The sequence below is a fragment of the Burkholderia sp. HI2714 genome, assembly GCF_002223085.1.
In the GTDB taxonomy this organism is placed as follows: domain Bacteria; phylum Pseudomonadota; class Gammaproteobacteria; order Burkholderiales; family Burkholderiaceae; genus Burkholderia; species Burkholderia lata_D.
In genome coordinates this window covers 66,614-92,495 of sequence record NZ_NKFM01000047.1, presented here as the reverse complement: position 1 = coordinate 92,495, position 25,882 = coordinate 66,614, and the positions used below count along the sequence as shown (strand labels likewise).

23 protein-coding genes and 1 pseudogene are annotated in these 25,882 nt (G+C 66.6%); 11 read left to right on the top strand and 13 right to left on the bottom strand.

Annotated elements, in window-relative coordinates:
* The 3 genes and pseudogenes from CFB82_RS25165 to otsA form a co-directional block, all read left to right on the top strand.
* Positions 1–193: pseudogene (locus CFB82_RS25165) on the top strand (transposase); the annotation flags it as partial.
* A gap of 513 nt (positions 194–706) precedes the next feature.
* Positions 707–2,326, top strand: coding sequence for a methyl-accepting chemotaxis protein (locus CFB82_RS25160; protein WP_089485733.1), 1,620 nt, complete (start codon positions 707–709; stop codon positions 2,324–2,326).
* Between the two features lie 661 nt (positions 2,327–2,987).
* A complete protein-coding gene (otsA, locus tag CFB82_RS25150; RefSeq protein ID WP_069251635.1) occupies positions 2,988–4,394 on the top strand; it encodes an alpha,alpha-trehalose-phosphate synthase (UDP-forming) in 1,407 nt (468 codons plus the stop codon).
* A gap of 16 nt (positions 4,395–4,410) precedes the next feature.
* Here the strand turns inward: otsA and CFB82_RS25145 are convergent, their stop codons facing one another.
* Together CFB82_RS25145 and ftsH are read right to left on the bottom strand one after the other, a co-directional pair.
* Positions 4,411–4,878 (bottom strand): OsmC family protein, encoded by a 468-nt coding sequence (locus CFB82_RS25145; protein ID WP_069251636.1) that lies wholly within the window; start codon positions 4,876–4,878, stop codon positions 4,411–4,413.
* 87 nt (positions 4,879–4,965) lie between these two features.
* The gene (gene ftsH / locus CFB82_RS25140; RefSeq protein WP_089485731.1) at positions 4,966–6,948 is read right to left on the bottom strand and encodes an ATP-dependent zinc metalloprotease FtsH; all 1,983 of its coding nucleotides are present in this window, start codon (positions 6,946–6,948) and stop codon (positions 4,966–4,968) included.
* A 481-nt stretch (positions 6,949–7,429) separates the two neighbouring features.
* On the opposite strand from ftsH, the gene CFB82_RS25130 reads away from it, so the two are divergent.
* On the top strand, positions 7,430–9,094 hold the full coding sequence (locus CFB82_RS25130) for an acid phosphatase (protein WP_089485730.1): 1,665 nt from the start codon (positions 7,430–7,432) through the stop codon (positions 9,092–9,094).
* A gap of 109 nt (positions 9,095–9,203) precedes the next feature.
* On the opposite strand, the gene CFB82_RS25125 is transcribed toward CFB82_RS25130, so the two are convergent.
* Positions 9,204–10,700 carry an FAD-dependent oxidoreductase gene (locus CFB82_RS25125; protein WP_089485729.1) on the bottom strand — a complete coding sequence of 499 codons (1,497 nt, stop codon included), beginning with the start codon at positions 10,698–10,700 and terminating at the stop codon, positions 9,204–9,206.
* Between the two features lie 319 nt (positions 10,701–11,019).
* Positions 11,020–11,229 carry a hypothetical protein gene (locus CFB82_RS25120; RefSeq protein ID WP_089485728.1) on the bottom strand — a complete coding sequence of 70 codons (210 nt, stop codon included), beginning with the start codon at positions 11,227–11,229 and terminating at the stop codon, positions 11,020–11,022.
* Positions 11,230–11,690: 461 nt separating this feature from the next.
* Here CFB82_RS25120 and CFB82_RS25115 point away from each other — a divergent pair, with 461 nt between their 5' ends.
* Genes CFB82_RS25115 through CFB82_RS25095 form a run of 5 tightly spaced genes read left to right on the top strand, consistent with a single transcriptional unit; the run spans position 11,691 to position 15,608 of the window.
* A complete protein-coding gene (locus CFB82_RS25115; RefSeq protein WP_089485736.1) occupies positions 11,691–12,107 on the top strand; it encodes a nuclear transport factor 2 family protein in 417 nt (138 codons plus the stop codon).
* 3 nt (positions 12,108–12,110) lie between these two features.
* Entirely contained in the window at positions 12,111–12,968 is an 858-nt protein-coding gene (locus tag CFB82_RS25110) for an SDR family NAD(P)-dependent oxidoreductase (RefSeq protein ID WP_089485727.1), read from the top strand.
* 40 nt (positions 12,969–13,008) lie between these two features.
* Positions 13,009–13,767 (top strand): SDR family oxidoreductase, encoded by a 759-nt coding sequence (locus CFB82_RS25105; protein ID WP_089485726.1) that lies wholly within the window; start codon positions 13,009–13,011, stop codon positions 13,765–13,767.
* A gap of 40 nt (positions 13,768–13,807) precedes the next feature.
* Positions 13,808–14,641, top strand: a complete 834-nt coding sequence (locus CFB82_RS25100; protein ID WP_373558846.1) for an SDR family NAD(P)-dependent oxidoreductase — start codon at positions 13,808–13,810, stop codon at positions 14,639–14,641.
* A 58-nt stretch (positions 14,642–14,699) separates the two neighbouring features.
* On the top strand, positions 14,700–15,608 hold the full coding sequence (locus CFB82_RS25095; RefSeq protein WP_089485724.1) for an NAD-dependent epimerase/dehydratase family protein: 909 nt from the start codon (positions 14,700–14,702) through the stop codon (positions 15,606–15,608).
* 96 nt (positions 15,609–15,704) lie between these two features.
* Here the strand turns inward: CFB82_RS25095 and CFB82_RS25090 are convergent, their stop codons facing one another.
* From CFB82_RS25090 to CFB82_RS25065, 5 genes are all read right to left on the bottom strand, one after another.
* Entirely contained in the window at positions 15,705–17,570 is a 1,866-nt protein-coding gene (locus tag CFB82_RS25090; RefSeq protein WP_089485723.1) for a phosphoenolpyruvate carboxykinase (GTP), read from the bottom strand.
* Between the two features lie 525 nt (positions 17,571–18,095).
* Positions 18,096–18,872, bottom strand: a complete 777-nt coding sequence (locus CFB82_RS25080; protein WP_069251645.1) for a glucose 1-dehydrogenase — start codon at positions 18,870–18,872, stop codon at positions 18,096–18,098.
* A gap of 111 nt (positions 18,873–18,983) precedes the next feature.
* Positions 18,984–19,739: an SDR family NAD(P)-dependent oxidoreductase gene (locus CFB82_RS25075; RefSeq protein WP_089485722.1), complete on the bottom strand. Its 756-nt coding sequence runs from the start codon at positions 19,737–19,739 to the stop codon at positions 18,984–18,986.
* 9 nt (positions 19,740–19,748) lie between these two features.
* Complete coding sequence (locus tag CFB82_RS25070; RefSeq protein WP_089485721.1) at positions 19,749–20,615, bottom strand: SDR family NAD(P)-dependent oxidoreductase; 867 nt, start codon at positions 20,613–20,615, stop codon at positions 19,749–19,751.
* Positions 20,616–20,670: 55 nt separating this feature from the next.
* A complete protein-coding gene (locus CFB82_RS25065; protein WP_069252944.1) occupies positions 20,671–21,171 on the bottom strand; it encodes a nuclear transport factor 2 family protein in 501 nt (166 codons plus the stop codon).
* A gap of 212 nt (positions 21,172–21,383) precedes the next feature.
* On the opposite strand from CFB82_RS25065, the gene CFB82_RS25060 reads away from it, so the two are divergent.
* The gene (locus CFB82_RS25060; protein WP_089485720.1) at positions 21,384–21,896 is read left to right on the top strand and encodes a nuclear transport factor 2 family protein; all 513 of its coding nucleotides are present in this window, start codon (positions 21,384–21,386) and stop codon (positions 21,894–21,896) included.
* A gap of 50 nt (positions 21,897–21,946) precedes the next feature.
* Positions 21,947–22,663: an EthD domain-containing protein gene (locus tag CFB82_RS25055; protein ID WP_046547904.1), complete on the top strand. Its 717-nt coding sequence runs from the start codon at positions 21,947–21,949 to the stop codon at positions 22,661–22,663.
* A 211-nt stretch (positions 22,664–22,874) separates the two neighbouring features.
* Here the strand turns inward: CFB82_RS25055 and CFB82_RS25050 are convergent, their stop codons facing one another.
* The 4 genes from CFB82_RS25050 to CFB82_RS25035 form a co-directional block, all read right to left on the bottom strand.
* Positions 22,875–23,240, bottom strand: coding sequence for a hypothetical protein (locus CFB82_RS25050; RefSeq protein WP_089485719.1), 366 nt, complete (start codon positions 23,238–23,240; stop codon positions 22,875–22,877).
* Positions 23,241–23,293: 53 nt separating this feature from the next.
* A complete protein-coding gene (locus CFB82_RS25045; RefSeq protein ID WP_089485718.1) occupies positions 23,294–23,683 on the bottom strand; it encodes a lysozyme inhibitor LprI family protein in 390 nt (129 codons plus the stop codon).
* A 77-nt stretch (positions 23,684–23,760) separates the two neighbouring features.
* Positions 23,761–24,687, bottom strand: a complete 927-nt coding sequence (locus tag CFB82_RS25040) for an alpha/beta hydrolase (protein WP_089485717.1) — start codon at positions 24,685–24,687, stop codon at positions 23,761–23,763.
* 248 nt (positions 24,688–24,935) lie between these two features.
* On the bottom strand, positions 24,936–25,787 hold the full coding sequence (locus CFB82_RS25035) for a hypothetical protein (RefSeq protein ID WP_089485716.1): 852 nt from the start codon (positions 25,785–25,787) through the stop codon (positions 24,936–24,938).
* Between the last annotated feature and the right edge of the window lie 95 nt (positions 25,788–25,882).

Genomic DNA, 25,882 nt, shown 5'->3' with positions numbered 1-25,882 from the left:
CAAGACACTGAGCGAGAAGCAGCGCAAGTGGCTCAAGCGACGTCAGGCGGTCGAACCGATCATCGGCCACGTCAAACAGGATCACGGACTGCGGCGCTGCTGGCTCAAGGGTGCCACCGGCGATGCGTTGCATGCGGTGCTGTGCGCGACGGGCTTCAACCTGCGCTGGTTGCTGCGCGCGATTGCCCGACTGGGCATCGGGCCAGTCTCGTTGCGCTTGCTTCGGCACGTCAAAAGCGCGGCTTTCGCGCATTATTTCCTCACCATAACCCGGCAATTACGGGTTGGCGTACCCATGCACTTGCCATTTCGATGGGCGGCGGTGTTGACGCGCGCGATTCAACTCGCGACGAGGTCGCGTTGCGCGCAGCTCGAAACGACCGCCTGAATTTCGCATGTCCGACTAAATAACAAGCATTCATCAGACAATTATTAGCAAAACAACGGCTATTGTTTCATCGACGAAAACCGGTTTCAAATTCCACGTATAAACCTTTTAATTACGGGCACTCCGCCGATTCTTGATCGAAATCAGGAGCGCCCGCCTGGAAACGACTCCAGCGCTAAAAAAACTAATATCAGGGTTTTCGAAGGGTAAAGAATCATCCCGCATACCCGTTAATTCCGGCACGAGCCCGTATCTGGTCGAACAATAAATCCAATTCGTCAACCACACGCACAGAGGCACACTGTGAAAATCGCCAGAATGAGCATCAAAACAAAACTCCTTGGCGGCTTCGGCCTGCTCGCCGCGGTCGTCGTGATCGTGTCGGGCATGGCACTCAAGGCGCTATCCGATACCAACGCCGAGTTTTCCCGCTACATGAACGGCATCAATGCGCGGGCGGCCGTTTCCGCGCAAATCCGCACCGCGGTCGACCGGCGCGCGATCGCCGCGCGCAATCTCGTGCTCGTGACCAAACCGTCCGACCTCGAGCTCGAACTGGCCGAGGTGAACCAGGCGCACAAGGACGTGCAGGCGCACCTCGCGACGCTCAAGGACCTGATGGCGAACGCGACGGACACCTCCGATCGCGCGCGTGAACTGGTGGCCGACATCGTGCGCATCGAAACCGGCTACGGGCCCGTCGCGCTGCGCATCGTCGGGCTCGCGCAGGCCGGCAAGAAAGACGAGGCCACCGCCGACATCGACGACAACTGCCGGCCGCTGCTCGCGCAACTGGTGCGCGCAACCGACGCCTACGCCACCTATACGCATGAACGCGAACTCGCGATCGCGCAGCAATTCGCGGATCGCTATGCCATGGAACGCAACCTGCTGGCCGGCATCTGCCTGATCGCCGTCGCGCTCGCGGTATGCGGCGGCCTGTGGCTGACGCGCAAGATCACGGTGCCGATCGGCTCGGCCGTGGACGTCGCCCGCACGGTCGCGAACGGCGATCTCGGCAGCCGCATCAACGTGAGCGGCAACGACGAGACGCGCGATCTGCTCGACGCGCTGCGAACGATGAACGAGCGGCTGATCGGCATCGTCGGCCGCGTGCGCGATTCATCGAACAGCATCGCGCATGCGGTCAGCGAGATCGCGTCGGGCAACCTCGACCTGAGCCAGCGCACCGAGGAACAGGCCGCATCGCTGCAGGAAACCGCCGCGACGATGGAGGAATTCACGTCGACGGTGCGCTTGAACGCCGAGAACGCGCAACAGGCGAGTTCGCTCGCCGCGAATGCGTCGGACGTCGCGCAACGCGGCAGCTCGGTGGTCGGCCGCGTGGTCGACACGATGACGGAGATCGGCCAAAGCTCGTCGAAGATCGCGGACATCACGGGCATCATCGAAGGCATCGCGTTCCAGACCAACATCCTCGCGCTGAACGCGGCCGTCGAAGCCGCGCGTGCGGGCGAACAGGGCCGCGGCTTCGCGGTGGTCGCGAGCGAGGTGCGCAGCCTCGCGCAGCGCTCGTCGACGGCGGCGAAGGAGATCAAGGAGCTGATCTCCGCGTCGGTGCAGACGATCCGCGACGGTTCCGAACTCGCGGGCGAAGCCGGCAAGACGATGTCGGACGTCACGCAGGCCGTCGCGCGCGTGACGGACATCATGGGCGAGATCGCGGCCGCGTCGGCCGAGCAGAGCCGCGGCATCGACCAGGTGAACCTGACGATCACGCAGATGGACGAGACGACCCAGCAGAATGCGGCGCTCGTCGAGCAGGCCGCGGCCGCCTCGAAGTCGCTCGAGGCGCAAGGCCGCGAGCTGTCCGAAACGGTTGCCGCGTTCCGGATGCCGTCCGGCACGTACGTGGCGTCTCCGGGCACGTACGCGCAAGATCCCGCCGCACCTCACTGGCAACCGGCTACTGCGTAACCGCTGACCGCGTATAACCGATACCGCAAGGAGACGACGAAGCGCCTGCTGTTGCGCCGATCCGCGTGCGTCACGCTTGCGCGCACCGCGCGAAGCGCGGCCGCATGCGGCACACGGTGCTGCTGTGCATCGTCGCCGTCCGGCCCGGCCGGTTCGCATGCACGACGTCGCGCTGCACCGATTCGCGTCGCGCGTGCGCGGCACGCAGACGTGTCGCTCGGTGTCGCTCGCGCGTCGGCGCATCCGCGGCGGCGCCGGTCGCTTCTATCGACCGGCGCGGGCCTCGTGCACACGTCATGACATGCCCATCGTCACGCTCGATCGCGCGCGACGTCCCCGCTTCCGCATCACACGGCGCACGCTGAACGTGCAGCGTTGCGCAAGTTTCGATCCCGCTCGGGTTTCTCACGTTGCCATACCGGCGACATGGAGATCACGCTGCATTCGCACGCGCGTCGCTCGCCGACGCACACTTTTAAAACGAACGAATGACGAGTATGCTTAAAAAAGCACTCCCCGGTCGGACGGCGAATCGCGTGCCCTGACTCCCGTCCGATCGCAGTGCGGCCCTGTCGCCGCGCGCACCGCGCAACGACGGCGGCGTCTGCTTCTCGCGCCACGGCCGCACGAACCTTTCCCTCAACAATCGTCAGGAGAGCTGGTGAGCCGACTCGTCGTCGTATCCAATCGTATTGCAGATCCCCGTAAAGCCGCGGCCGGCGGGCTCGCCGTCGCCGTGAAGGACAGCCTGCAGGAATCCGGCGGCGTCTGGTTCGGCTGGAGCGGGAGGCTGCGCGGCAGCGACGACCAGCCTGCGCACGGCGACGAGGTGCAGATCCAGAACGTCGGCGGCATCCAGCTCGCGACGATCGATCTCGACCCGCAGGATTACGACGCGTACTACCTCGGTTATTCGAACAACGTGCTGTGGCCGGTGTTTCACTACCGGCTCGACCTCGCGCAGTTCGACCGCCGCTTCGCCGATGGCTACCGGCGCGTGAACCAGTTGTTCGCGCGCAAGCTGCGCACGCTGCTGCGCCCCGACGACACCATCTGGGTCCACGACTACCAGCTGATTCCGCTCGCCGCCGAGTTGCGCGCGATGGGCTGCACGAACCCGATCGGCTTCTTCCTGCACATCCCGATGCCGCCGCCGCCGATCATGGCCGCGATCCCGGAACACGAATGGCTGATGCGCTCGCTGTTCGCCTACGATCTCGTCGGCTTCCAGACCGAGTCGGATCTGCTTCACTTCGAGCATTACGTCGAAGCGGAAGCCGGCGCCGCGCGGCTGCCCGACGGCCGCCTGCGCGCGTTCGGCCGCACGCTGTCGGCCGGCGCATTCCCGATCGGCATCAACGTCGACGAGTTCGAATCGCTCGCGCGCGATCGCGACGGGCTCGACATGTTCGACCGGATGCGCGACGAATATTCGCGCCGCCAGCTGCTGGTCGGTGTCGACCGGCTCGACTACACGAAGGGGCTGCCGCAGCGTGTGCATGCGTTCCGCCAGCTGCTCGAACAATATCCGGAGAACCGCAATCGCGCGACGCTGATCCAGATCGCCGCGCCGAGCCGCGAGGATCTCGGCGCGTACGACGACTTGCGGCGCGAGATGGACAGCCTGTGCGGCGCGATCAACGGCGACTACGGCGAACTCGAATGGATGCCGATGCGCTACATCCACCGCACCGTCGCGCGCAAGCGCTTGCCGGGCCTCTATCGCGCGAGCCGCGTCGCACTCGTCACGCCGCTGCGTGACGGGATGAACCTCGTCGCGAAAGAATTTCTCGCCGCGCAGGACGCAGCAGACCCGGGCGTACTCGTGCTGTCGCGTTTCGCCGGCGCGGCCGAACAGTTGAAGCCTGCGCTGCTCGTCAATCCGTACGACACACAAGGCACCGCGCAGGCGATCCAGCGCGCACTCACGATGCCGCTCGAAGAGCGTCGCCAGCGTCACGCGGCGCTGATGGCGATCGTGCGCAAGACCGACGTGCACTGGTGGCGCACGCGCTTTCTCGACGCGCTCGCCGAGGCGGCCGAAGTCGCGGCCGCGGCTGAGTCCTGACCCACCTGACGCACGCTCACGCGTCCGTCGCCGCGTATTCGAGCGCCGCGCCGTTCACGTCGCGCAGGTCGACCGCAACCGGAATGCCTTCGCGCAGGCTCTCCGTCAGTACGCAATACGCGTCGAACTGATCGAGCACGCGCGTCGCGACCGCGAGATCGGCCCACGTCTTGCCGATCGACAGCCGTACCGACATCGCGCCCACGCGCACCCTGCCCGCTTCGTTCTGCACCATGTCGACGTCGATATGCGCGGCAATCGGCTGCGGATCGACATGCTGTTTTTCCAGCGCGAACTGCAGGCTCGCCGCGAGACAGGTTGCAACGGCCGCGGCCAATAACCGGATCGGGTTCGGCCCGCGTCCGCCGCCGTGCGGCGGCGGTTCGTCCGTGAGCACCGGCGCCAGCGTCGTGCCGGCAAATACCACTTCGAAACAGAAACGCGCCTGCTGCGCGACATCGACCGATACGTGCGCCTCGCTCATGGCGACTCCGTGGAGATCAACGGGGAAAGGAATGACGGCACGCCGTCGCTTCGACGCGCGCCGCTCGCAGGTTCATGGCGTCTTCATTCAGCGATCGGGTTCGCGTGGCGGCCCGTACGCGACGAAATCGCGCTCGACCGCGGACGCCTGCTCCGTTTCGACCGCGCCGCCGCGTGCGCCGGCTGTATCGTCCGGAGCCGACACCGACGCCGTTGCGGACGACGGTTCGGTACGCCCGTCGATCAGCGCCTGCAGCGCATCACGTTCGAGCACCTCGCATTGCAGCAGCCTGCGCGCGATGCGTTCGAGCGCCTCGCGGCGTTCGCCGAGCGTCGCCGCGACTCTTGCATGGGCGTCGGCCAGCAGCGTGCGCACCTCGTCGTCGATCATCCGCGCGGTGTGCTCGCTGCAGCGCCCGTCGCCCGCATGCCAGGCGCCCGGTATGCCCTGGCGCGCATCGCCGTCGTCGAACGTCGCGAGCCCGATCTTCTCGCTCATCCCGTACTGCATGACCATGTGGCGCGCCATCGCGGTCGCGCGCTCGAGATCGTTCTGCGCGCCCGTCGACACGTCGCCGAACACGAGTTCTTCGGCAGCGCGGCCCCCGAGCAGCGCATCGATCCGGTCGAGCAGCTCGCTTCGGCGCAATACGTAGCGATCCTCGGTCGGCACCTGCTGCGTATAGCCGAGCGCCGCGACACCGCGCGGAATGATCGACACCTTCTTCACCGGATCGCAATGCGCGCGGCTTTCCGCGACGAGCGCATGACCGGCCTCGTGATACGCGATGGTCAGCTTCTCCTGCGCGTTCATCACGCGGCTCTTGCGCTCGAGGCCCGTCAACGCGCGGTCGATCGCCTCGTCGAAATCGGCCATGCCGATCGCCGGCTTGCCGAGTTCGGCCGCATGCAGCGCCGCCTCGTTGACGACGTTCGCGAGATCCGCGCCGACGAAGCCCGGTGTGCGCGACGCGAGTTCGCCAAGATCGACTTCGGCCGCGAGTTTCACGCGCTTCACGTGCACGCCGAGGATCTGCCTTCGGCCATTCACGTCGGGACGGTCGATCGCGATGTGACGATCGAAGCGGCCTGGCCGCAGCAGCGCGGGATCGAGGATCTCGGGCCGGTTCGTCGCGGCCATGATGATCACGCCGGAGCCGGCCTGGAAGCCGTCCATCTCGACGAGCAACTGGTTGAGCGTCTGCTCGCGTTCGTCGTTGCCCGACATCGGGCCGACGCCGCGCACCTTGCCGAGCGCATCGAGTTCGTCGACGAACACGATGCACGGCGCCTTCTGCTGCGCCTGCTCGAACAGGTCGCGCACGCGCGCCGCGCCCACGCCGACGAACATCTCGACGAACGCCGAGCCGCTGATCGAGAAGAACGGCACGGCCGCCTCGCCGGCCACCGCGCGCGCGAGCAGCGTCTTGCCGGTGCCCGGCGCGCCGACCACGAGCACGCCCTTCGGAATCTTGCCGCCGAGCCGCTGGTAGCGGTCGGGGTTGCGCAGGAATGCGACGAGCTGCTGCAGTTCGGCCTTCGCTTCGTCGATGCCCGCGATATCGTCGAACGTGATGCCGGTTTCCTGCTGCACGTACACCCGCGCCCGGCTCTTGCCCATCCCGGTGAAATCCTGCAGCCCGCCGCGCCTGCGCAGCATCATGTTCCAGATGAACACGAACAGCACGAGCGGCAGCAGCCACGACGCAAGCGATGCGACCCAGCTCGTGTCGGGCGCACCGTGATAGCGGATGCCGGCGGCGGTCAGCGCGTCGGTCAGGTGCTCGTCGGTCACGCGGTTGGTCGTGAAGCGCCACGGCGCGCCGGCCTGCCGCACGGCCGCGGCTTCGGACGCCGGCAGCATCGTGCCGGCCTGCGGCATCTTCAGCGTGCCCGAGATCGAGACGGGGCCGACTTCGAGATCGTCGACGAGCCGTGCAGCGACGAGCTGGTGGAAATCGCTGTACGCGATCGGCGCCGACGTCGGACGCAGCATCAGCAACTGCGCGGCGAACAGCACGAAGAAGCCCGCCGCGATCAGCAATCCCGGGTAGTCGAATTTCTTGTCCATGGCATCGGGCCGGACGTGCGCGCTACGCTTGCGTTGTGCGGCACGGCGGACGGGTGCGGGCACGCGCGCAGCCGGCGCGCGCCATCGGCGGCCATGCGGACGCGGTATTCATGCGCGCCATCGTCGCCTCGCTTCATCGAGTCGTTCATCGCATCAATGGCACCGCGACGACGCCGTGAGCCGGCGCCGCCGGGCAATCCTCGCCCGGGCGGCACGCTGCGATGCGCCGCCCCTGATTCCAGTCTAGCTCTCGCGCGGGCGTCGCGCATCGCCCGAGGCGTGACTCGAATCGTCCGACAAACACCTTTCATTCGCCGCCGTTGGCGCGTTATAGTCGCGTTCGTGACATTTTTGTGACAGACGCATCGCGCCTGCCCGTATGCCACGCGGGCCGTTGCTTTCCATCCCGCGGCGCGGCAGCCGGTGCGACGCCGCCGCACATCACGCCCCCGTCCACCCGCCCATTCGAGGAACCCACGACGTGAACGACACCCCCGATCGCCCCGACGACCTTCCCGCCGATCCCGACCGCCGCCGAATGCTCGGCGGCCTCGCCGCGCTCGGTGCGGGTGTCGCGCTCAGCGGCTGTGAAACCACGGCGGGCAGCGCGCCGCGTTCGGCCACCGACCTGCGCATCGACGAAGCGTTGCGCCAGCGCGTGCGCCACATCGTCGTGATCTATGCGGAAAACCGCAGCTTCGCAAACCTGTACGGCGATTTCCCGGGCGTGCGCCATCCGCTGAGCGAGGTGCGCCCCGAGCATGCGCAGCAGCTCGATCGCGACGGCAAGACGCCGCTGCCCGTGCTGCCGAAGATCTGGGGCGGGCTCGTGCCGCAGGCACAGGAAGTGGACGGCAAACGCTACGCGATCGCCGAGCGCGACATCGACAAGCTGCCGAACGCGCCGTTCCTGATCAAGGACGCACAGGGCAACGCGCTGCCGAACGGCGTGATCACGCGCGACCTGTGGCACCGCTTCTACCAGAACCAGATGCAGATCGCGGCCGGCCGCAACAACCAGTTCGCCGCGTGGGCCGATTCGGGCGGCCTCGTGATGGGCCACTATCGCAACTCGGCCGACACGCTGCGGCTGTGGAATCTCGCGCGCCAATACACGCTGTGCGACAACTTCTTCATGGCGGCCTTCGGCGGGTCGTGGATGAACCACATGTTCCTGATCTCCGCGCAGCCGCCGCTGTATCCGGATGCGCACAAGCATCCGCATGCGGCGAAACTGCTGTCGAAGGTCGAAGGCGACGATCCGGCCGGTACGCGCCTGAAGCTCGCCGACGATTCGCCCGCGTCCGCGCTCGACGGCCCGCCGAAGTTCGTGGCCGACGGCCCGCTGACGCCGGACGGCTACGGCGTGAACACGATGGCGCCGCCGTACCAGCCGAGCTACGTGCCGCCGCCCGACCCGGGCAACGCCGCGTATGCGGATCCGGCCGACCATCGCGTGATGCCGCCGCAGGGCTATGCGACGATCGGCGATCGCCTGTCGGAGAAGAACGTCGACTGGGCGTGGTACAGCGGCGCCTGGCAGTACGCGCTCGAGCATCGCGACACGGGCACCGTGCCCGATTTCCAGTACCACCACCAGCCGTTCAACTATTTCGCGAACTACGCGCCCGGCACCGACGCGCGCAGCAAGCACCTGCGCGACGCGGGGCTCGGCGACACACCGTCGACCAACCACTTCATCGCCGACATCGACGCGGGCCGCCTGCCGGCCGTCACGTTCTACAAGCCGCAGGGCAACCTGAACATGCACGCGGGCTACGCGGACATCGAATCGGGCGACCGGCACATCGCAACCGTGATCGACCATATCCGGCGCGGGCCGCAATGGGACAACACCGTAATCGTGATGACGCACGACGAGAACGGCGGCTGGTGGGATCACGTCGCGCCGCCGGAAGGCGACCGCTGGGGCCCGGGTTCGCGGATTCCCGCGCTCGTGATCTCGCCGTTCGCGAAGAAGGGGTTCGTCGATCACACGCTGTACGACACGAACTCGATCCTGCGCTTCATCAGCCGCGTGCACGGGCTCGCGCCGCTCGACGGCGTGGTCGCGCGCAACAAGGCGTTCGCCGCGCGCGGCGCGACGCCGCCGGGTGATCTGACGAATGCGCTCGATCTCGGTTAAGGGTCGACTGGCCTGACTGGTTGGCTGCTTGGCCGCTCGGCTGCTTGAAACGACGACGCCCCGGGCGATGTGATTGCCCGGGGCGTCGTTCATTTCCGGCCTGAAAACGCTAGGCGGCGCGGCGCACTGCGTCGCGTCCCGCTTGCGCGGCGTGACGCCCGGCCTGCCGGCCGAAGAACGTCGCGTCCGCCAGCGACAGCCCCGAGCTGTACCCGGCGCCCCAGCGCGGCAGCCCGCAGGTCGTGCGGCCCGCCGCATAGAGCCCCGGCACCGGCGCGCGCGCCGCATCGACCACCTGCCCGGTCGGCAGCGTGTCGAGCCCGCCGAGCGTGAAGTGCGGATAGAACGCGTAGTCGATCCGGCAATCGAGCGCAACGAACGGCGGCTCGATCAGCGGCTGCAGCCACTTCTTCGCCTTGTGGAACAGCGGATCGACACCGTCGGCCGCATGGCGGTTGTAGACGTCGACGGTCGCCGTCAGCGTGCCGGCCGGCATCTGCAGGTCGCGTTCGACTTCCTCCCACGTTTCGCCGGCCGCCGCGATGCCGATTCGCGCGATCGCGGGCGGCTCCTGGTAGGTGGCCTGGTCAACGAGCAGGTAGATCCGGTCGTCGGCCTGGTGGAACGCGTGATGGCCCGTGCGGCCGTGATAACCGTCCTCGTTGATGAAGCGTTGCCCGCGCGCGTTCACGAAGATCCCCTTGATCAGCGATTCCGGCGCGTAGAACGGCAGGCTGACGAAGCCTTGATCCATGTGAATCGCCGCGCCGCCCGCGCTCTGGCCGAGCAGGATGCCCGAGCCGTCGTCGCCGGGGCTGCCGATCGGTTCGTCCGAGCGCAGGAACTGCGGCGCATGCCGGCGCACCATGTCGCGGTTCATCGCGAAGCCGCCCGCGCACAGGATCACCGCGCGACGCGCCCGTACGAATGCCGTCTCGCCATAGGCGCGCAGCACGACACCGCGCACCGCACCGCCGTCATCGACGATCAATGCAAGCGCGCGCGTGTCGTAGCGCGTCGCGACGCCGAGCGCCGCCACGCGTTCGGCCAGCACGCGCATCAGCATCTGCCCGCCGCCCCAGCCCGGCCATTGCGGCGTGTGCCCGCGCGGGCACGGCTTCGCGGCCTCGCTGAACGGCCAGGCTTCCTCGCTGCCCGACCAGATCAGGCAATCGTCGGTTTCCGGTTCGACGATCCGCTCGGCGATGAACGTGTTCTTGTACGTGAGGCCTTGCGCGACGAGCCAGTCGTGATGCGCCAGGCTTTCGTTCGCGTAGAGGCGCACTTTCGCCTCGTCGGCGTCGCGGCCGCCGGCCAGCATCAGGTAGCGGTACAGATCCTCGGTGTCGTCGGTAAAGCCGGCCTGCCGCTGCGCGGGCGTGCCGCCGCTGCCGCCGAGGTAGATCTCGCCGCCCGACAGCGCGCTCGTGCCGCCGTAGCTCGACGCGCGCTCGACGATCAGCGTGTCGGCGCCGGCGCTCGCGGCTTCGATCGCCGCGCAGGCGCCGGCCGCGCCGAAGCCGACGATCACGACATCGTGTTCGGCATCCCAGCGATGCACGTCGCGGGTATTCAGGGGGTGAGTCAGGGAATAGTCGGATGACATGAGGAATGGGTCAGCGTTTGGGAAATCTGCGGAAAGCGGTGGGTGTGGCGAGGGTTCGCGGCCCTGAAGCGGACGCCGCTGCGCCGTCACGTCACGATGGCGTTACCGCGATACCGCGTTGCCGGTACTGGCACGCGGCGGCGCCAATGCAGGTCGCGTGCCCTGCCGGACGCAACGGCAGTCGAATCGCGCGAAGCCGGACCCGCCGTGCCAGCCTGGCCAACGCACGACGACTGCGCGGCGATTTCGGCGAATGCGGGTAATGAACCGCCGCGCGACGACGTCCGGCCGGTTGGCGCGGCGCGCGGCCGCGCCGGCGTCACATGCCGCGCATCGCGGCGAAACCGAAGTGCGACGGATCGATCGGCACGCAACCGGTCGGCAAACCGTTCGCGTCGACCGAGCGGCATTGCAGGATGCCGGCCGCATACGGCGGCGACGGGACCTGATCGGCGCCGTATCGCGCCAGCGCCATGGCAGCGAACGTGCCTATCGCCAATACGCACAGCTTGCGAGTCGTCAGTCTCATGATCGTCGTCCCCTACGGTTGTCCGCTGGTGCGGTTCGTGTCCGGCGTGCATCGCATGCGGCACCGGATGACTGCACGGTAGCCAGCGCCCGGCCGTCGGCCATCGTCCGTTTCGACTAGGGGCAAACGCTGAGCGGACGATGCGCGGCCTGACGCATCGCAACATCACGTGCCACGGCTTCGCCCACGCGAATGAAACGCCGCACGTCGCGCGCCTGTCGCAGCCGGCCGCACGAATCGCCAGACGCATGTTCCGCACCGGCCGCTGCGCCGCACCATCCATGCGCCCTCGTGTGACACGTGGCGGCCTGTCCCGGTGTTTTCCCCGACCTTCGCCCTGCTCCGTATGGACGATGAACTCCGGCCTGCCCGATGCGAACCTGCGCGTCGACGTCGCAATGCCGCCGCGTCGCCCCGCCTCGCGCGGCCGACGCGTTCCGTTCTTCCACGGGAGCCCACGCATGACCGATTCCAATCCCCGCCACGTGCTGTACGAACTGGCGTGCCGCTACGCGCAAGCCGTTGACCGGCGCGACTGGCCACGACTCACCGCACTCTTCACCCCCGATGCCACGCTGGCCGGCCCCGGCTTCCGCTTCGGCGACCGCGACGCGATCGTCGCGGGCATGCGCGTGATCGAGCGCTACGAAGCGACCCAGCACCACGTGCACAACCAGCTCGTCACGCTCGACGGCGACGAGGCCGACGTCGAGACCTACGGCGTCGCCTGCCACGTCTACGTGCGCGACGGCGTGAAGCGCAAGCTCGACTGGGGGCTGCGCTATCGCGACCGCTGTGTGCTCGACGGCGACACGTGGCGCTTCGCCGCGCGCACGCTGCACGTCGACTGGGCGCAAGACCTGCCGCTGGAGGGCTGAACGATGCGCACCCCTGCTCCCCTCGACGGCCGCACTGCACTCGTGACGGGTGGCGCCGGCAGCATCGGCGCGGCCTGCGCGCACGCGCTCGTCGCCGACGGTGCGGCCGTCGTGCTGATGGGCCGCCGCCGCGACGCGCTCGAACGCACGCAGCGGCAACTGACCGACGCCGTGCCCGGCAGCCGCGTCGCGATCCATGCGGGCGACGCCTGCGACGAAGCCGACCTGCAGGCCGCGCTCGACTGCGCCTGGGCAATCGACCATCGCCTCGACATCGTCGTGCCGACGGTCGGCGGGGCGGGCTTCCGGCCGCTGCTGCTGCACGACGCCGACACGTTCCGCGCCGAAATCGACCTGAACCTGCACAGCGCGTTCGCCGCGATCCGTCATGCGGCGCCGCGGCTCGCCGACAGCGGCGGCGGTGCGATCGTCTGCATTTCGTCGACGGCCGCGCAGATCAATTTCCGCTGGCTATCCGCGTACTGCACCGCGAAGGCCGCGCTCGAAGCGCTCGTGCGCGGCGCGGCCGAGGAACTGGCCGGCGCGAAGATCCGCGTGAACGCGGTGCGCCCGGGCCTCACGCGCTCCGAAGCCACCGCGCCGATGTTCGACAACCGCGCACTCGTCGACAGCTTTCTCGAACAGATCCCGCTCGGCACACTCGGCGAACCCGAAGCGATCGCGCATGCGGTGCGCTATCTCGCCGGCCCCGAGTCGGGCTGGGTGACCGGCCAGAGCTTCGCGGTCGATGGCGGCCATGAACTGCGCACCAACCCGCGCGTCGACGACACGATCGCGCAGCTCTACGGCACGGCCGCGCTCGACGCGATCAAGGCCGGCCGCACGCCGGGCGCCGCATGAGCGCCTGCCCTTTTTCAACGTCAAAGGAATCCGACCGACCATGAATCGAGTCGCAAACAAGGTCGCGCTGGTCACCGGCGCGGCAAGCGGCGTCGGCCGCGCGGATGCGCTGCTGCTCGCCGCGGAAGGCGCGCGGGTCGTGCTGACCGACATTGACGAGGACGCAGGCCGTGCGCTCGCCCGCGAGATCGGCGACACGGCGCTGTTCGTTCGCCACGACATCGCCGACGAAGCAGGTTGGCAGCAAGCGATCGCATCGACGCTCGACCGCTTCGGCCACCTCGACGTGCTCGTCAACAACGCGGCGATCTGCCCGGTCGGCTCGATCGAGGACACGAGCCTCGACACGTGGCGGCGCGTGATGCGAACCAATGCCGATGGCTATTTCCTCGGCTGCAAATATGCGATCGGCGCGATGAAGGGCAACGACACGCCGGGCTCGATCGTGATGATGTCGTCGGTCGCCGCGCTCGGCGGGCTGCCGATGATGTGCGCGTACACCGGGTCGAAAGGCGCGGTGACGGCGCTCGCGCGCAGCGTCGCCGTGCACTGCAAGCGCACCGGCTACCGGATCCGCTGCAATTCGATCCATCCGGACGGGATCTGGACGCCGATGACACAGGCGCTGATGCCCGATCTCGACCCGGCCGCGCTCGGCATCGGCAGCGATCCGATGGCGCGCATGTGCGACCCGCAGGACGTCGCAAATCTCGTGCTGTTCCTCGCGTCCGACGAATCGCGCTTCGTGAACGGCGCGGAGCTACGGATCGACAACGCGCAACTGGTGTCGTCGCTGTGACGCGGCTCACGGCTTTCGCGTTCAAAGGAGTCCATCGATGATTTCATTCACCGGCAAGACCGTGCTGGTCACCGGCGGCGGCGCGGGCATCGGCCGTGCGTGCGCGGAAGCGTTCGGCGCGGCCGGCGCACGCGTCGCGGTGGCCGAGATCGATCCGGCCCGCGCGCAGGACGTGCGCCAGGCACTCGAAGCGGCGGGCGTCGATGCGCTCGTCGGCACCGTGGACGTCACGCGTCGCGACGAGGTCGATGCATTCGCGCGAACCGTCGACGCTCGCTTCGGCGGACTCGACGTGCTCGTCAACAATGTCGGCGATTTCCTGCAGATCGCGAAACCGTTCGACGACTGCACCGACGACGACATCGCGCGGCTGTTCGACGTGAACCTTCGCCAGGTCTTCATCGTCACGCGCGCGATGCTGCCGTTGCTGCGCACGCGCGGCGCGGGCAGCAGCATCGTCGGCGTGTCGTCGATCGAAGGCTTCCGCGCGATTCCAAACTGCACCGTGTACGCGTCGTTCAAGGCCGCGCTGACCGGTTTCACGAAGAGCCTTTCCGTCGAACTCGGCCCGGCCGGCATTCGCGTGAACCAGATCGCACCCGAAACCACCGAGACGCCGCAAGTGCCGGTCAGCGCGATGGTCGCGGCCGAGCATCACGGCCATATCCCGCGCTGGATCCCGCTCGGGCGCTTCGGCGCGGCCGGCGATGTCGCGGGCGCCGCGCTGTTCCTCGCGAGCCCGCTCGCCGCGTGGGTCACCGGCACGACGCTGCATGTCGATGGCGGCGCGCTCGCGGCGGCCGGCTGGTATCGCGACCCGAACGGCTTCTGGACCAACCTGCCCGTCGTCACGGGCAACGGCTTCAATTTCTGAGCGGCACCGCTCGCCTGTTCATTTCACGCGGCGCGGTTGCGCCGCTACGGGAGACATCATGAAGATCCTGATCGTCGGCGGCACCGGCCTCATCGGCGGCCATGCCGCCCTGCACCTGCACGCGCAGGGCAACCACGTCACGCTCGCCGCGCGCAAGCCGCCCGCGCCCGGCAGCGCGCTCGCGCAGTTCGACGTGCTGCTGCGCGACTACGTGGCCGGCAATTTCACGCGCGACGATCTCGCGTCGTTCGACGCTGTGGTGTTCGCGGCCGGCAACGACATCCGCCACCTGCCGCCCGGCACCGACGAAGCCGCGCACTGGGAACGCGCGAACGTCGACGCGGTGCCGCGCTTCTTCGCGCTTGCGCGCGACGCGGGCGTGAAGCGTGCGGTGCTGGTCGGCAGCTTCTATCCGCAGGTCGCGCCGGCGCTCGTCGACACGGTGCCGTACGTACGCTCGCGCCATCTCGCCGACGAACGCGTACGCGCGCTCGCGACGTCGTCGTTCGCCGTATGCAGCGTCAACGCGCCGTTCGTCGTCGGATCGGTACCGGGGCTGCGCAACGAGATGTTCGCGGCGTACACCGGCTATGCGCAGGGCCAGTTCGCGGGGCTGCCCGTGTTCGGGCCGGCCGGCGGCAGCAACTTCATCTCGACGCAATCGCTGTCGGAAGCGATCTGGGGGGCGCTGCAGCGCGGCGAAGCGGGCAAGGCCTACCTCGTCGGCGACGAGAATCTCAGCTTCGCCGATTACTTCGCGGCCTTCTTCCGCGCGGCCGGCAATCCGCAGGACGTACCGTCGCTCGACCAGGAGCATCCGCTGCTGCCCGACATGGCGATCTACACGGGGCGCGGCAATGTCGTGTCGTACGAGCCCGATCCGGCCGACAGCGCGCTGCTGCGCTACCGGCGCGGCGACGTGCAGCGTGCGGTGGACGAGGTTGTCGCGCATTGCCGCGCGCAGTAAGCGAACGGCGCGTGTGCAGAGCCGATGCAAAAACGTCCCGCCGCCGGCGATGCATGCCGGCGGCGGGACGTCGGGGGACGACGTCGATGCGAATCGTCAGGCGCCGATGCGCTGCTCGATCTTCTTCATCGTGTCGGTCATTTCGGCCGGCAGGCGCAGCTTCAGCGTATCGAACAGCTCCGCGTGCAGCTTCAACTCCTCGCGCCATTCATCGACGTTCATCGACGTTACCGCGTCGAACTGATCGCGCGTGAAATCGAGGCCATCCCAGTGCAGGTCCTCATACGCGGGCGACACGCCGAACGCATGCTCGCCGCCGCCACCGGTGCCTTCGAGCCGATCGAGCATCCACTTCAGCACGCGCATGTTCTCGCCGAAGCCCGGCCACACGAACTTGCCGTTCGCGTCCTTGCGGAACCAGTTCACGCAGTAGATCTTCGGCAGTTTCGCGCCCGCGCCTTCGAGCTGCTTGCCGAGCTTGAGCCAGTGCGCGAAATAATCGCTGACGTTGTAGCCACAGAACGGCAGCATCGCGAACGGATCGCGGCGCACGATACCCTGCTGGCCGACCGCCGCGGCGGTGGTTTCCGAGCCCATCGTCGCGGCCATGTACACGCCTTCGACCCAGTCGCGCGCCTCGGTCACCAGCGGCACCGTCGTCGAACGGCGGCCGCCGAAGATGAATGCGTCGATCGCCACGCCGGCCGGATTCTCCCAGTCGTCGTCGATCGATGGGCACTGCGCGGCCGGCGCCGTGAAGCGCGAATTCGGATGCGCGGCCTTGCGGCCCGTTTCCTTGCCGATTTCCGGCGTCCACGGGTTGCCCTGCCAGTCGGTCAGCTTCGCGGGCGGCGTGTCGGTCAGCCCTTCCCACCACACGTCGCCGTCTTCCGTCAGCGCAACGTTCGTGAAGATCACGTTTTCGGTGAGCGTCGAGATCGCGTTCGGGTTGGTCTTCACGCCGGTGCCCGGCGCGACGCCGAAGAAGCCGGCTTCCGGGTTGATCGCATACAGTCGGCCGTCGCGGCCCGGCTTCAGCCATGCGATGTCGTCGCCGATCGTCGTGACCTTCCAGCCGTCGAAGCCCTGCGGCGGAATCAGCATCGCGAAGTTGGTCTTGCCGCACGCGGACGGGAACGCAGCCGCGACGTGATACTTCTTGCCGGCCGGCGACGTCACGCCGAGGATCAGCATGTGCTCGGCGAGCCAGCCCTGGTCGCGGCCCATCGTCGACGCGATACGCAGCGCGAAACACTTCTTGCCGAGCAGCGCGTTGCCGCCGTAGCCCGAGCCGAAGCTCCAGATCTCACGCGTTTCGGGGAAATGCACGATGTACTTGACCGGGTTGCACGGCCACGGCACATCCTGCTGGCCGGCTTCGAGCGGATGGCCGACGCTGTGCACGCACGGCACGAACTCGCCGTCCTCGCCCAGCACGTCGTACACCTCACGACCCATGCGCGTCATGATCCGCATGTTCACGGCGACGTACGGGCTGTCGGACAGTTCGACGCCGACGTGCGCGATCGGCGAGCCGAGCGGGCCCATCGAAAACGGCACGACGTACAGCGTGCGGCCGCGCATCGCGCCGCGGAACAGGCCGTTGAGCGTCTCGCGCATTTCGGCGGGTTCGATCCAGTTGTTGGTCGGGCCGACGTCGTCGCGCGAGGCCGCGCAGATGAACGTGCGATCCTCGACGCGCGCGACGTCGGACGGATCGGATTGCGCGAGATACGAGTTCGGGCGCTTCGCCGGGTTCAGGCGCGTGAGCGTGCCCTGGTCGACCATCGCCTGGCACAGCGCGTCGTATTCTTCCTGCGAACCGTCACACCACACGACGCGCTCGGGCTCCGTCAGCGCCGCGATGCGCGACACCCAGTCGATCAGCTTGCGATGTTTGACGAAAGTCGGCGGAGCGATCAGTGGGCCGTGTGTTGCTTCGGCCAAAGTGTTTTGCGACATGAGGATGTCTCCAGATTATTGGGCGGGGATGGGGGTTGCGGGGCGAGCCCGCGAGATGGGGTATGCGATTGGAGCGCAGGGTGCGGCGGCACGCAGGACGGGACGCGCGAGCGGAGCGCGCGTCGATGCCGCGATGCATGCGAGAGAAGGTGATGTCTCTTTAGTTGGTGCGAACGCGAGTTTCGCCATACAAGCAACCTGCCGTACAACTCCATGATGGCCAGCATACCATCGCCGTTATTCGGCAAACGTTGCGTTGCAACAAGAAACAACTATGTCGGCAAGCCGGCACGCCGGTTGCCTGTGAGTCCTTTTTACAGCGGCATGGCGCGCGTTTTGGGGACGAATGGGCCGGAACGGCCGTCCGGCAAGGGTTTTGCGGGGGCGGCAAAATCGGCCTGCCGCTCCCACGCCTGGCAAACGCGAACGCACGCTGTGCGAATTCGCGTTTTCGCTACTGCGGGAAACCCCGAATTAGGTTGCGTACACAAACATCTGATGTGAGCGCGCGGCAAGCGCCCCTGCTCAAAACGGTGCGCCCGGCAATCCGGGGTAATACGCGCCCGCCGCCATCCCGCCGTCGACGGCCAGCTCGGCGCCGTTGCAGTACGACGCTTCGTCGCTCGCGAGGAACAGCGTCGCGCGCGCGATTTCGTCGGGCAGGCCGACGCGTTGCAGCGGCACGTTCGCATAGTGCTTGTTGATTTCCTCGAGCGGCGCGCCGGTCGGGTTCGACATCGCGGTGTTCACGCCGCCCGGATGGATCGAATTCACGCGCACGCCCTGATGGCCGAGTTCGAGCGCCGCGACCTTCGTCAACCCGCGCACGCCCCACTTGCTCGACACGTACGCGGCCAGTGCGTTCACGCCGCGCAGCCCGTCCACCGACGAGATGTTGACGATCGAACCGCTCTTCTGCGCGATCATGCGCGGCGCGATGGTCCGGATGCCGACGAACGTCCCGACGAGGTTGATCGACACCGCGCGCTCGAAATCGCGTTTCGACAGTTCGGTGATACCGCCAAAGGTCAGCACCGCTGCATTGTTGACCAGTACGTCGATCCGGCCGAACTGTTCCATCGTCGCTTCGGTCACGCGCACCCAGCTCGCTTCGTCGGCGACGTCGAGCCGCATGAAGCGCGCCGCGTCGCCGAGCTCGCGCGCGAGCGCTTCGCCTTCCGCGTCGAGCACGTCGCCGATCACGACGCGCGCGCCCTCCGCGACGAACAGCCTGCACGTCGCCGCGCCCATGCCACGCGCACCGCCCGTGACGATCGCTACCTTTCCTTCCAGTCGACCCATGTCGTCCTCGCTTCGATTCCCGTTTGCCGGCTGCCGCGCGCATGCGTGCGCGTGCTTGCCGGTTCATGATTGGCACGCCGCAGCAAGCGCCGCGCGCCGTCGGCCTTGCCGTCAGCCCCAGTAAGCCTGCCCGCCGTCGAGCGGCAGCGTCGCGCCCGTCAGGTATGCCGCGTCGCGGCTCGCCAGAAACACGATCGCGCGCCCGATGTCCTGCTCGCAGTCGCCGACGCGGCCGAGCGGAATCGTGCGGAAAAACGCCGCGGCTTCCTGCGGATTCGCGTCGACCCAGCCTTTCAGGCCCGGCGACAACGCGTGCGGCGCGACCGCGTTCACACGGATGCCGTCCACGCCCCATTCGCAGGCCGCCGCGCGCGTCAGCGCACGGATCGCCTCCTTGGTTGCCGCATACGCGCCGTAGCCGGACGCATCCCAGCGCACCGCGGCCGACGACGCGAAATTGACGATCACGCCGTCCCCCTTCAGATGCGGATGACACGCGCGCATCATGCGCAGCGTCGCGATCGGTCCCGATTCGAGCCCCGCCAGGAAACTCGCATCGGTCACGTCGAGCAAACGGCCGAGCGGTACGACCTGCGCGTTGTTGATCAGGATCTGCACGCCGCCGAACCGCGCGACGACGCTGTCGACGCATTGCTCGATCTGCTCCGCGTCCATCACGTCGCACATGAACGGCTCGGCCACGCCGCCGCGCGCGCGGATCGCCTCGCAGGTCGCGAGCAGTTTGTCGAGGGTGCGCCCGACCACCGCGACGTGCGCCCCTTCCGCCGCGAGCGCCTGCGCGACGCCCTGGCCGACGCCCTGCCCCGCGCCCGTCACCAGCGCGACCTTGCCTGTCAGGATGCCCATGCGTGCTCCTCAGGCGACGATCGCCGGATGCGCCTGCACGGGCCCGCCGAGCAGTTCGCGGTAGGACGGCGGCTGCTTGCCGTCGAGATCGGCGATGCCGTACCGCAGCGCGGCTTCCGCGCCGACGAGCACCTGCCCCGACAGCGCCATGCGCTGCGGATCGCCGTGAATCGCGTGAATCACGCGCCCCGTGAATTCGGGGCTTTCGGCGACGAGCGAGAATTCCTTGTACAGATCCGGGTGTTCTTCCCACACGCGCGTCGTGCGCTCGGTGCGCAGCGGGCCCATCCAGATCGACACGGCCGCGACGTCGAACGGCTTCAGGTCGACGGCCATGTCCTTTGCGAACTTGTCGACGCCGGACTTCTGCGCGCCGTACGCCGCGCCGTGCATATAGCAGCTCGCGCCGAACGACGACGTGAACGCGATCAGCCCGCTGCGGCGCTGCGCCATCAGCCGCGCCGCGTGCCAGCTCGCGACATAGGCCGAGCGCAGCCCGACATCGAGGATGTTGACGAGATCGAGCGACTTCTCCCAGAACGGGCCAGGCAGGATCAGCTGATCGTGCAGGTAGGTCGCGTTGTTGACGAGGATGTCGAGCCGCCCGCTTTCGCGTTCGACACGCTCGAACAGCGCCTTCACCTGTGCGTCGTTCGCGTGGTCGCAGGCCACCGCGATCCCGCGGCCGCCGAGCGCATCGATCTCGCATGCGGTCTCGTGGATCGTGCCGGGCAGCGGCGCATCGCCTTCGTTCTGCGAGCGGCCCGTCACATAAACGGTCATGCCGGCCGCGCCGAGCGCGCGCGCGATACCCTTGCCCGCGCCGCGCGATGCGCCCGTCACGACGGCGACCGGCGCATCGTGGTTCTGTGTCATGTTCGATGTCTCCTGTGGAATATGCTGGATGCCACGTCAATGGCGTTCGCGTGCGTCACGCGGCCGGCGGCTGTGCGCCGGCGAACAGCACGCCCGGTGCTTCGCCTTCGTAGCGGGCCGACAGCGTCGACGTGACGACGCAGCGCGTGCCCGCGATCCTCCATTCGCCGTCGACCTTCCGGTATTCGTCGTCGTAGTACGCGCCGAGCTGCGTGAGCGTGCGCGCGTTCGTGTCGATCATCTGGTAGTGCAGGCCCCACGTGCCGCGTGCATGCGTCGCGTCGAGCACATCGATCTCGGGATTCACGCCATGGTGCATCTCGACGATGTGCGGATGGCAGCCGAGTTGCGCGAAAACGTCGACGAGCGCGTCACGCGTGTCGAACGTGCCGATCCGGCCGTAGTCGATCTGCACGGGGCCGGGCGCGAAGCAGTCGCGCATCCCTTCCGGATCCTTGCGGTCGCAGCAGGTGAAGTAGCGCGCCTTCAGCCGGCGGATCGCGTCGGCGTCCTCGAGCCGGCGCACGCGCGCTTCCAGCGATTCGATGAGGGTCATCCTGTCTCCTTGTTCGGTGCCGGCGCGGTTCGAACGCCGCGTCGATGCCACGTTACCGCCGCGCGATGCGTCGGCCATCACCCGTTCGGATGAAACTGGCGATTCGTCTCGGCGGAGCCGGCCGCATGCGTGCGACGCGTTCGTCCGAACAGACGATGTGATGCAACGGGCTTCGTTCCTACCATCGAACGACACCACCACGAGACCCGGCGATGGACGACACGACCCGCACGCTCCATGAGTACGAGCAGATCCGACAATTGAAGTACCGGTATTTCCGCGCGGTCGACACGCACGACTGGGCGCTGCTCGCCGATTGCCTGAGCGAAGACTGCGAGGCGCGGCTGTATGGCGGCCGCTATGCGTACGACGGCCGCGACGCGTTCGTATCGAGCCTGCGCGCGCTGATCGGCAAGCCGACCTTCCTGACGATGCATCACGGCCATCACCCCGAGCTCACGCTGGTCTCGGCCGATCACGCATGCGGCGTGTGGTTTCTCGAGGATCACGCGATCAATCTCGAGGATAACTACCTGCTGCACGGCACTGCGTTCTACGACGACCAGTACGTGAAACGCGATGGCGTGTGGCGCATTCACGCGACGCGCCACGAACGGCTGTTCGAAACCGTCACGTCGCCGATTCCGCCGTCGTTCACGCTGACTGCGAACCGGTTCGCACCGGGCGCGCACCAGGCGGCCGGATCGCCTGAAACCGCTTCCTGAACCCCGGCGGCACCGCCGCCGATCCCGTCATTCCCCCTGGAGCCGGAGCAATGGAGAAAGTCATTTACGTGTTGTGGCGCGATACGCAGGCCGCGCCCGATCAGTGGAGCCGCACGGTGCGGGCGCAGCTTGCCGACAAGCTGCTGTCGCTCGGTGCGCACGGCGTGCAGGTGAACGTCGCCGATGCGGATGTCGCGCCGGCCGCCGGCCTGAAGCAGACCAACACGCACCCGGGCATCGACGGGATCGTCGCGGTGTGGGTCGATAGCGCGAATGCGATGTTCCGTCAGCCGTTTGACGACGCGGTGCGCGCCGTGGTCCCGCACATGGCGGCGTATCTCGTCACCGAGTCGCAGCCGATTCCGAATACGCGCTTTCCGGCACGGCCGGGTGAGCGGACGACGGGTTTTTCGCAGCTCGCGTTTTTGAAGCGGCCGCCGCGGCTGACGCACGAAGCGTGGCTAGACGTGTGGCACGGACATCACACGCGCGTCGCGATCGATACGCAAGACAACTTTCTGTACGTGCAGAACGTCGTCGTGCGTGCGCTCACGCATGCGGCGCCCGGTTACGACGCGATCGTCGAGGAGTGCTTTCCCGCTGCGGCGATGACCGATCCGCATGCGTTCTTCGATGCGGTCGGCGATGACGAGAAGTTTCAGCGGAACGTGGCGGAGATGATGGACAGCTGCGGGCGCTTCATCGATTTCGACAAGATCGATGTGGTACCGACGAGTCAGTATGTGGTGAAGGCTGTGCGGGGGTGAAGTCGGGCGATCGCGTGGTGCGGTCGCCTGCCTCTGGATTTATTGCGGTGTTACGTTGTGGGCCGGTGGAGCGCGTGTGCGAGTCGCCGGCTTGCTTTTTTCTGTTTCGCGGATTTCCGTCGTTGAGGTTGATCGACCTGGAGAGATCCTTGCGGGTTCCCGGGAGCAGTCGTTCGTCGCAGTTGTGCAAGCGTTCCCGGATTCTTTCAACTCACTGGAACCTGCTGAAATCCACGTCTTCCTTGACGAACTTTCCCGTCGACAGAAGTGCGTTTTCGACATCCGCGACGACACGCGCGTTGTCGAACGTCGGCGTGACGAACAATCCCCAGATATCGTCGTCTATTTCGTAGTTGCCCTGGGCATATGTCCAATAGCTGAAGAAACGGTCCTGGGACAAGGCGATCTCTGGCTCATCCAGGCCATCCGGATGCGGAACCTGGACCGAATGCAGCGCGTCTTTCAGGATCGCGGCGACGTCTGGAAAATCCGCTGCGCGATGGTCGTCGAGTACCTCGACCAGAAGATCGCTGCCGTGAAATACCGGTCGAACGCGGAATCGAATCAGGTTCGTCATGGTGAGTTTTTTGCGTTGACCGGTTGAATCTGCAACTCGACGCGGTCCTTCAACTAAGGCAGCCAAAGTGCTTTCAGCTCTTTCGTTCGTTGTTCTGTCAAGTTTTTCAGACACGACTCTACGATCGCCGCGCGTAATGTTCCATGTTGAAAGATGCGATCCTGAACCTGACAGTCAGCATCACGGAACTTGATCCATTGTCGTTGTGCCGCCACTAACGCAGCTCTCGCATCGGCCCGCTCGGTGTCGCCACCCAGGAGATCAAGGGCGGCCCGGTAAGCGTCGTTTAGCTGCGCGTCAGCTCTAACGAAACCTTGGTGCGCACAAACAGCACTATCGGCACCCGATCCGTCGTTGTGACAAACAGGCTCTTGCGAGTTTGCCGTTGCAGTGACGCTTGCGGCAGCGAGGCAAAGGATCATCGACAGCTTGCGTCTCTTCATTTGGGAGCCTCTGTTCCGTAACGGTGACCGAACGCGAATGACGTGCTTCTGTCATGCAAGCGAGCGAACCCCCAGCCTCACGATTTCGATGGCGTGGAGATTGTCGTCGCTGTCCGTGCGTGCACGAACGCTGAAATTGCCTCCACGACACCATCCGCGAGCGGCAGATCCGGATTCGAATAGGCGGCGAGGTTTTCTTGCAGATCCTCCGTGCGAACCGTCTTGAGTGCATGATTGGCGTCGGCAATCAGCGCCATTTCGGCCTGCGGATTTGCTCGCTGTAACAGTTCCGCGTCTTGTACGGTAACCTGGATATCGCGCGCTCCCTGCACGATGAGCACCGGCTTCCTATAACCGGCCAGCAGCGCTGCAGGATCGACGGTCAATTCGCTCATCAGGAATCGCTGGACTTGCGGCCTGAACAACGGCATGAGCACCGGATCGATGTGGGTCGCTTCGACCCGCTCCCCGGCTTCCAGGGATTCGAGAATCGACAATGCATTTTCCAGCACCGGAGCATTGGCCGGGTTCGATTGCAGTTGCTGCCTCAATACGGGCCCTAGCGGGCGTCCCGCCGCAGATACCAGGATCAGGCCGGCGATGTCGGCCGATTGCCGCGCCGCCAGCAACGCCACCAAGCCACCCTCGCTGTGCCCCAACACCCAGACGCTGGAAGCACCGGTCCGCGCCCGGATGGCGGCTACCCATGAATGGATGTCGGTCGCGTACTCGTCGATCGTGACGTCATTTGCATCCGGTACTGCCTGCGCGCTGCCGTACATGCCGCGCTTGTCGATTCGAACCGACGCGATACCTTGACCGAGCAATCCTTCCGCGAGCAATTGGTACGTCGATGCCTGAAGCCAGTTCGGCGCGTTGCCATTTCTGTCGGTCGCGCCCGAGCCCGGTACGATCAGTACCACCGGGACGTCGCCGGTGCCCGGTGACAAGAGCGTGCCTTCCAGCGGGCCGGCCGGGCCTGGCGCTTCGATTTCCGTCTGCATGGTTTGTAACAGACCTCCTTGGCAATGAGCCACTGACAACCGCTCCAACAGTGCATGAGACCGTCGATTTGGTTTAACGATGGAAGCAACCGCGTCGACACGCTGCACGGGGCCGACTCCTGCTCGATGCGATCGACCGAGCCCCTTCCCGCCGCCTGGTCGCGACCGGAACTGGCCGCCCCCTTTCACCTGCTGCGAGCCTTCACGAAACGGCAACCACCTCACCGCGCCCCACACCCATCCCGTCTTCAGTGCCAGTCACCGGCGAATCGACGCGGCTGATAAGTCTTCCCGTTCCAGGTAAACCGCGTGGATTTGCCCGACGCGGCCTTGCCCTTCGGACGCACAACGAGGTCGTAATGCCCGTTGGTCATGTGAGGGCTGAACGACAGCACGTAGTGAACCTCCGTCGTGTTTTCCGCATCACACGCGTCCTGCTGTGCGTCGCCCTGATTTTTGCCTTTGCCCGCCTTCTCCGCTACACACTCCGCAGCCGCGTCCCTGTCATAGGTCGACCAGTCGGTCATGGCGGTGAAGATCGGCGTCACACGAGCATCGGCGTAGCGATACAGGCTCAGCATCTCGGTCGAATCGCTATGTGAGGTCGATGTGTAGTTATTGTTGAAGCGAACACCAAAGGCGGTTTCCTGCGCACTGATTCGATAGGGAATGACGTCCATGGTCAGGAATACACTCCATAACATCGGTGACGTATCGACGCGCTCGCTTCGATCGCTCGCCAGCAGGCGGAACCGTTGCCCGTCACGGGTCAGGACACCCGTCCACAACTCCGCGTCGACGTTCTCGGTCGAGCGCTGCACCAATGCGGCCACGACCCACAGCGGCCCGGAAGCCGATGGCCCATGCGCCCACGGCGACAGCGCGACACCCTTGACACTATCCGACGGCGCCGGATCGTTGCCCATCAGGGTTCGCAACGCGGCTTGTTGCTGATCGCCGTCGTTCACGTCGCTTGCGGCAAACGCGCAATGTGCAACCAACGCCAATATGAACGCCAGCACCGTTTGTATACGGAAATAGCGTTTCTTGTCTTTTCGGATACCTTGATATCGTCGCATTTTCCGCATGCTGAACAACATTGCCTGTGTACTCCTCGTAAATCCACTGTGCAGCCAGTTGCAGGCAAGCCTCGTCGGATCGATGTCTCTGCACTCGACTGGATGAATTCCGGTCA

Coding starts and splice junctions, on each gene's coding strand:
- CFB82_RS25110 (WP_089485727.1), top strand. CDS start 12,111: ATGCGCACCCCTGCTCCCCTCGACGGCCGCACTGCACTCGTGACGGGT.
- ftsH (WP_089485731.1), bottom strand. CDS start 6,948: ATGGACAAGAAATTCGACTACCCGGGATTGCTGATCGCGGCGGGCTTC.
- CFB82_RS25080 (WP_069251645.1), bottom strand. CDS start 18,872: ATGGGTCGACTGGAAGGAAAGGTAGCGATCGTCACGGGCGGTGCGCGT.
- CFB82_RS25160 (WP_089485733.1), top strand. CDS start 707: ATGAGCATCAAAACAAAACTCCTTGGCGGCTTCGGCCTGCTCGCCGCG.
- CFB82_RS25075 (WP_089485722.1), bottom strand. CDS start 19,739: ATGGGCATCCTGACAGGCAAGGTCGCGCTGGTGACGGGCGCGGGGCAG.
- CFB82_RS25115 (WP_089485736.1), top strand. CDS start 11,691: ATGACCGATTCCAATCCCCGCCACGTGCTGTACGAACTGGCGTGCCGC.
- CFB82_RS25145 (WP_069251636.1), bottom strand. CDS start 4,878: ATGAGCGAGGCGCACGTATCGGTCGATGTCGCGCAGCAGGCGCGTTTC.
- CFB82_RS25050 (WP_089485719.1), bottom strand. CDS start 23,240: ATGACGAACCTGATTCGATTCCGCGTTCGACCGGTATTTCACGGCAGC.
- CFB82_RS25035 (WP_089485716.1), bottom strand. CDS start 25,787: ATGTTGTTCAGCATGCGGAAAATGCGACGATATCAAGGTATCCGAAAA.
- CFB82_RS25045 (WP_089485718.1), bottom strand. CDS start 23,683: ATGAAGAGACGCAAGCTGTCGATGATCCTTTGCCTCGCTGCCGCAAGC.
- CFB82_RS25060 (WP_089485720.1), top strand. CDS start 21,384: ATGGACGACACGACCCGCACGCTCCATGAGTACGAGCAGATCCGACAA.
- CFB82_RS25065 (WP_069252944.1), bottom strand. CDS start 21,171: ATGACCCTCATCGAATCGCTGGAAGCGCGCGTGCGCCGGCTCGAGGAC.
- CFB82_RS25055 (WP_046547904.1), top strand. CDS start 21,947: ATGGAGAAAGTCATTTACGTGTTGTGGCGCGATACGCAGGCCGCGCCC.
- CFB82_RS25090 (WP_089485723.1), bottom strand. CDS start 17,570: ATGTCGCAAAACACTTTGGCCGAAGCAACACACGGCCCACTGATCGCT.
- CFB82_RS25105 (WP_089485726.1), top strand. CDS start 13,009: ATGAATCGAGTCGCAAACAAGGTCGCGCTGGTCACCGGCGCGGCAAGC.
- CFB82_RS25125 (WP_089485729.1), bottom strand. CDS start 10,700: ATGTCATCCGACTATTCCCTGACTCACCCCCTGAATACCCGCGACGTG.
- CFB82_RS25120 (WP_089485728.1), bottom strand. CDS start 11,229: ATGAGACTGACGACTCGCAAGCTGTGCGTATTGGCGATAGGCACGTTC.
- CFB82_RS25040 (WP_089485717.1), bottom strand. CDS start 24,687: ATGCAGACGGAAATCGAAGCGCCAGGCCCGGCCGGCCCGCTGGAAGGC.
- CFB82_RS25070 (WP_089485721.1), bottom strand. CDS start 20,615: ATGACACAGAACCACGATGCGCCGGTCGCCGTCGTGACGGGCGCATCG.
- CFB82_RS25095 (WP_089485724.1), top strand. CDS start 14,700: ATGAAGATCCTGATCGTCGGCGGCACCGGCCTCATCGGCGGCCATGCC.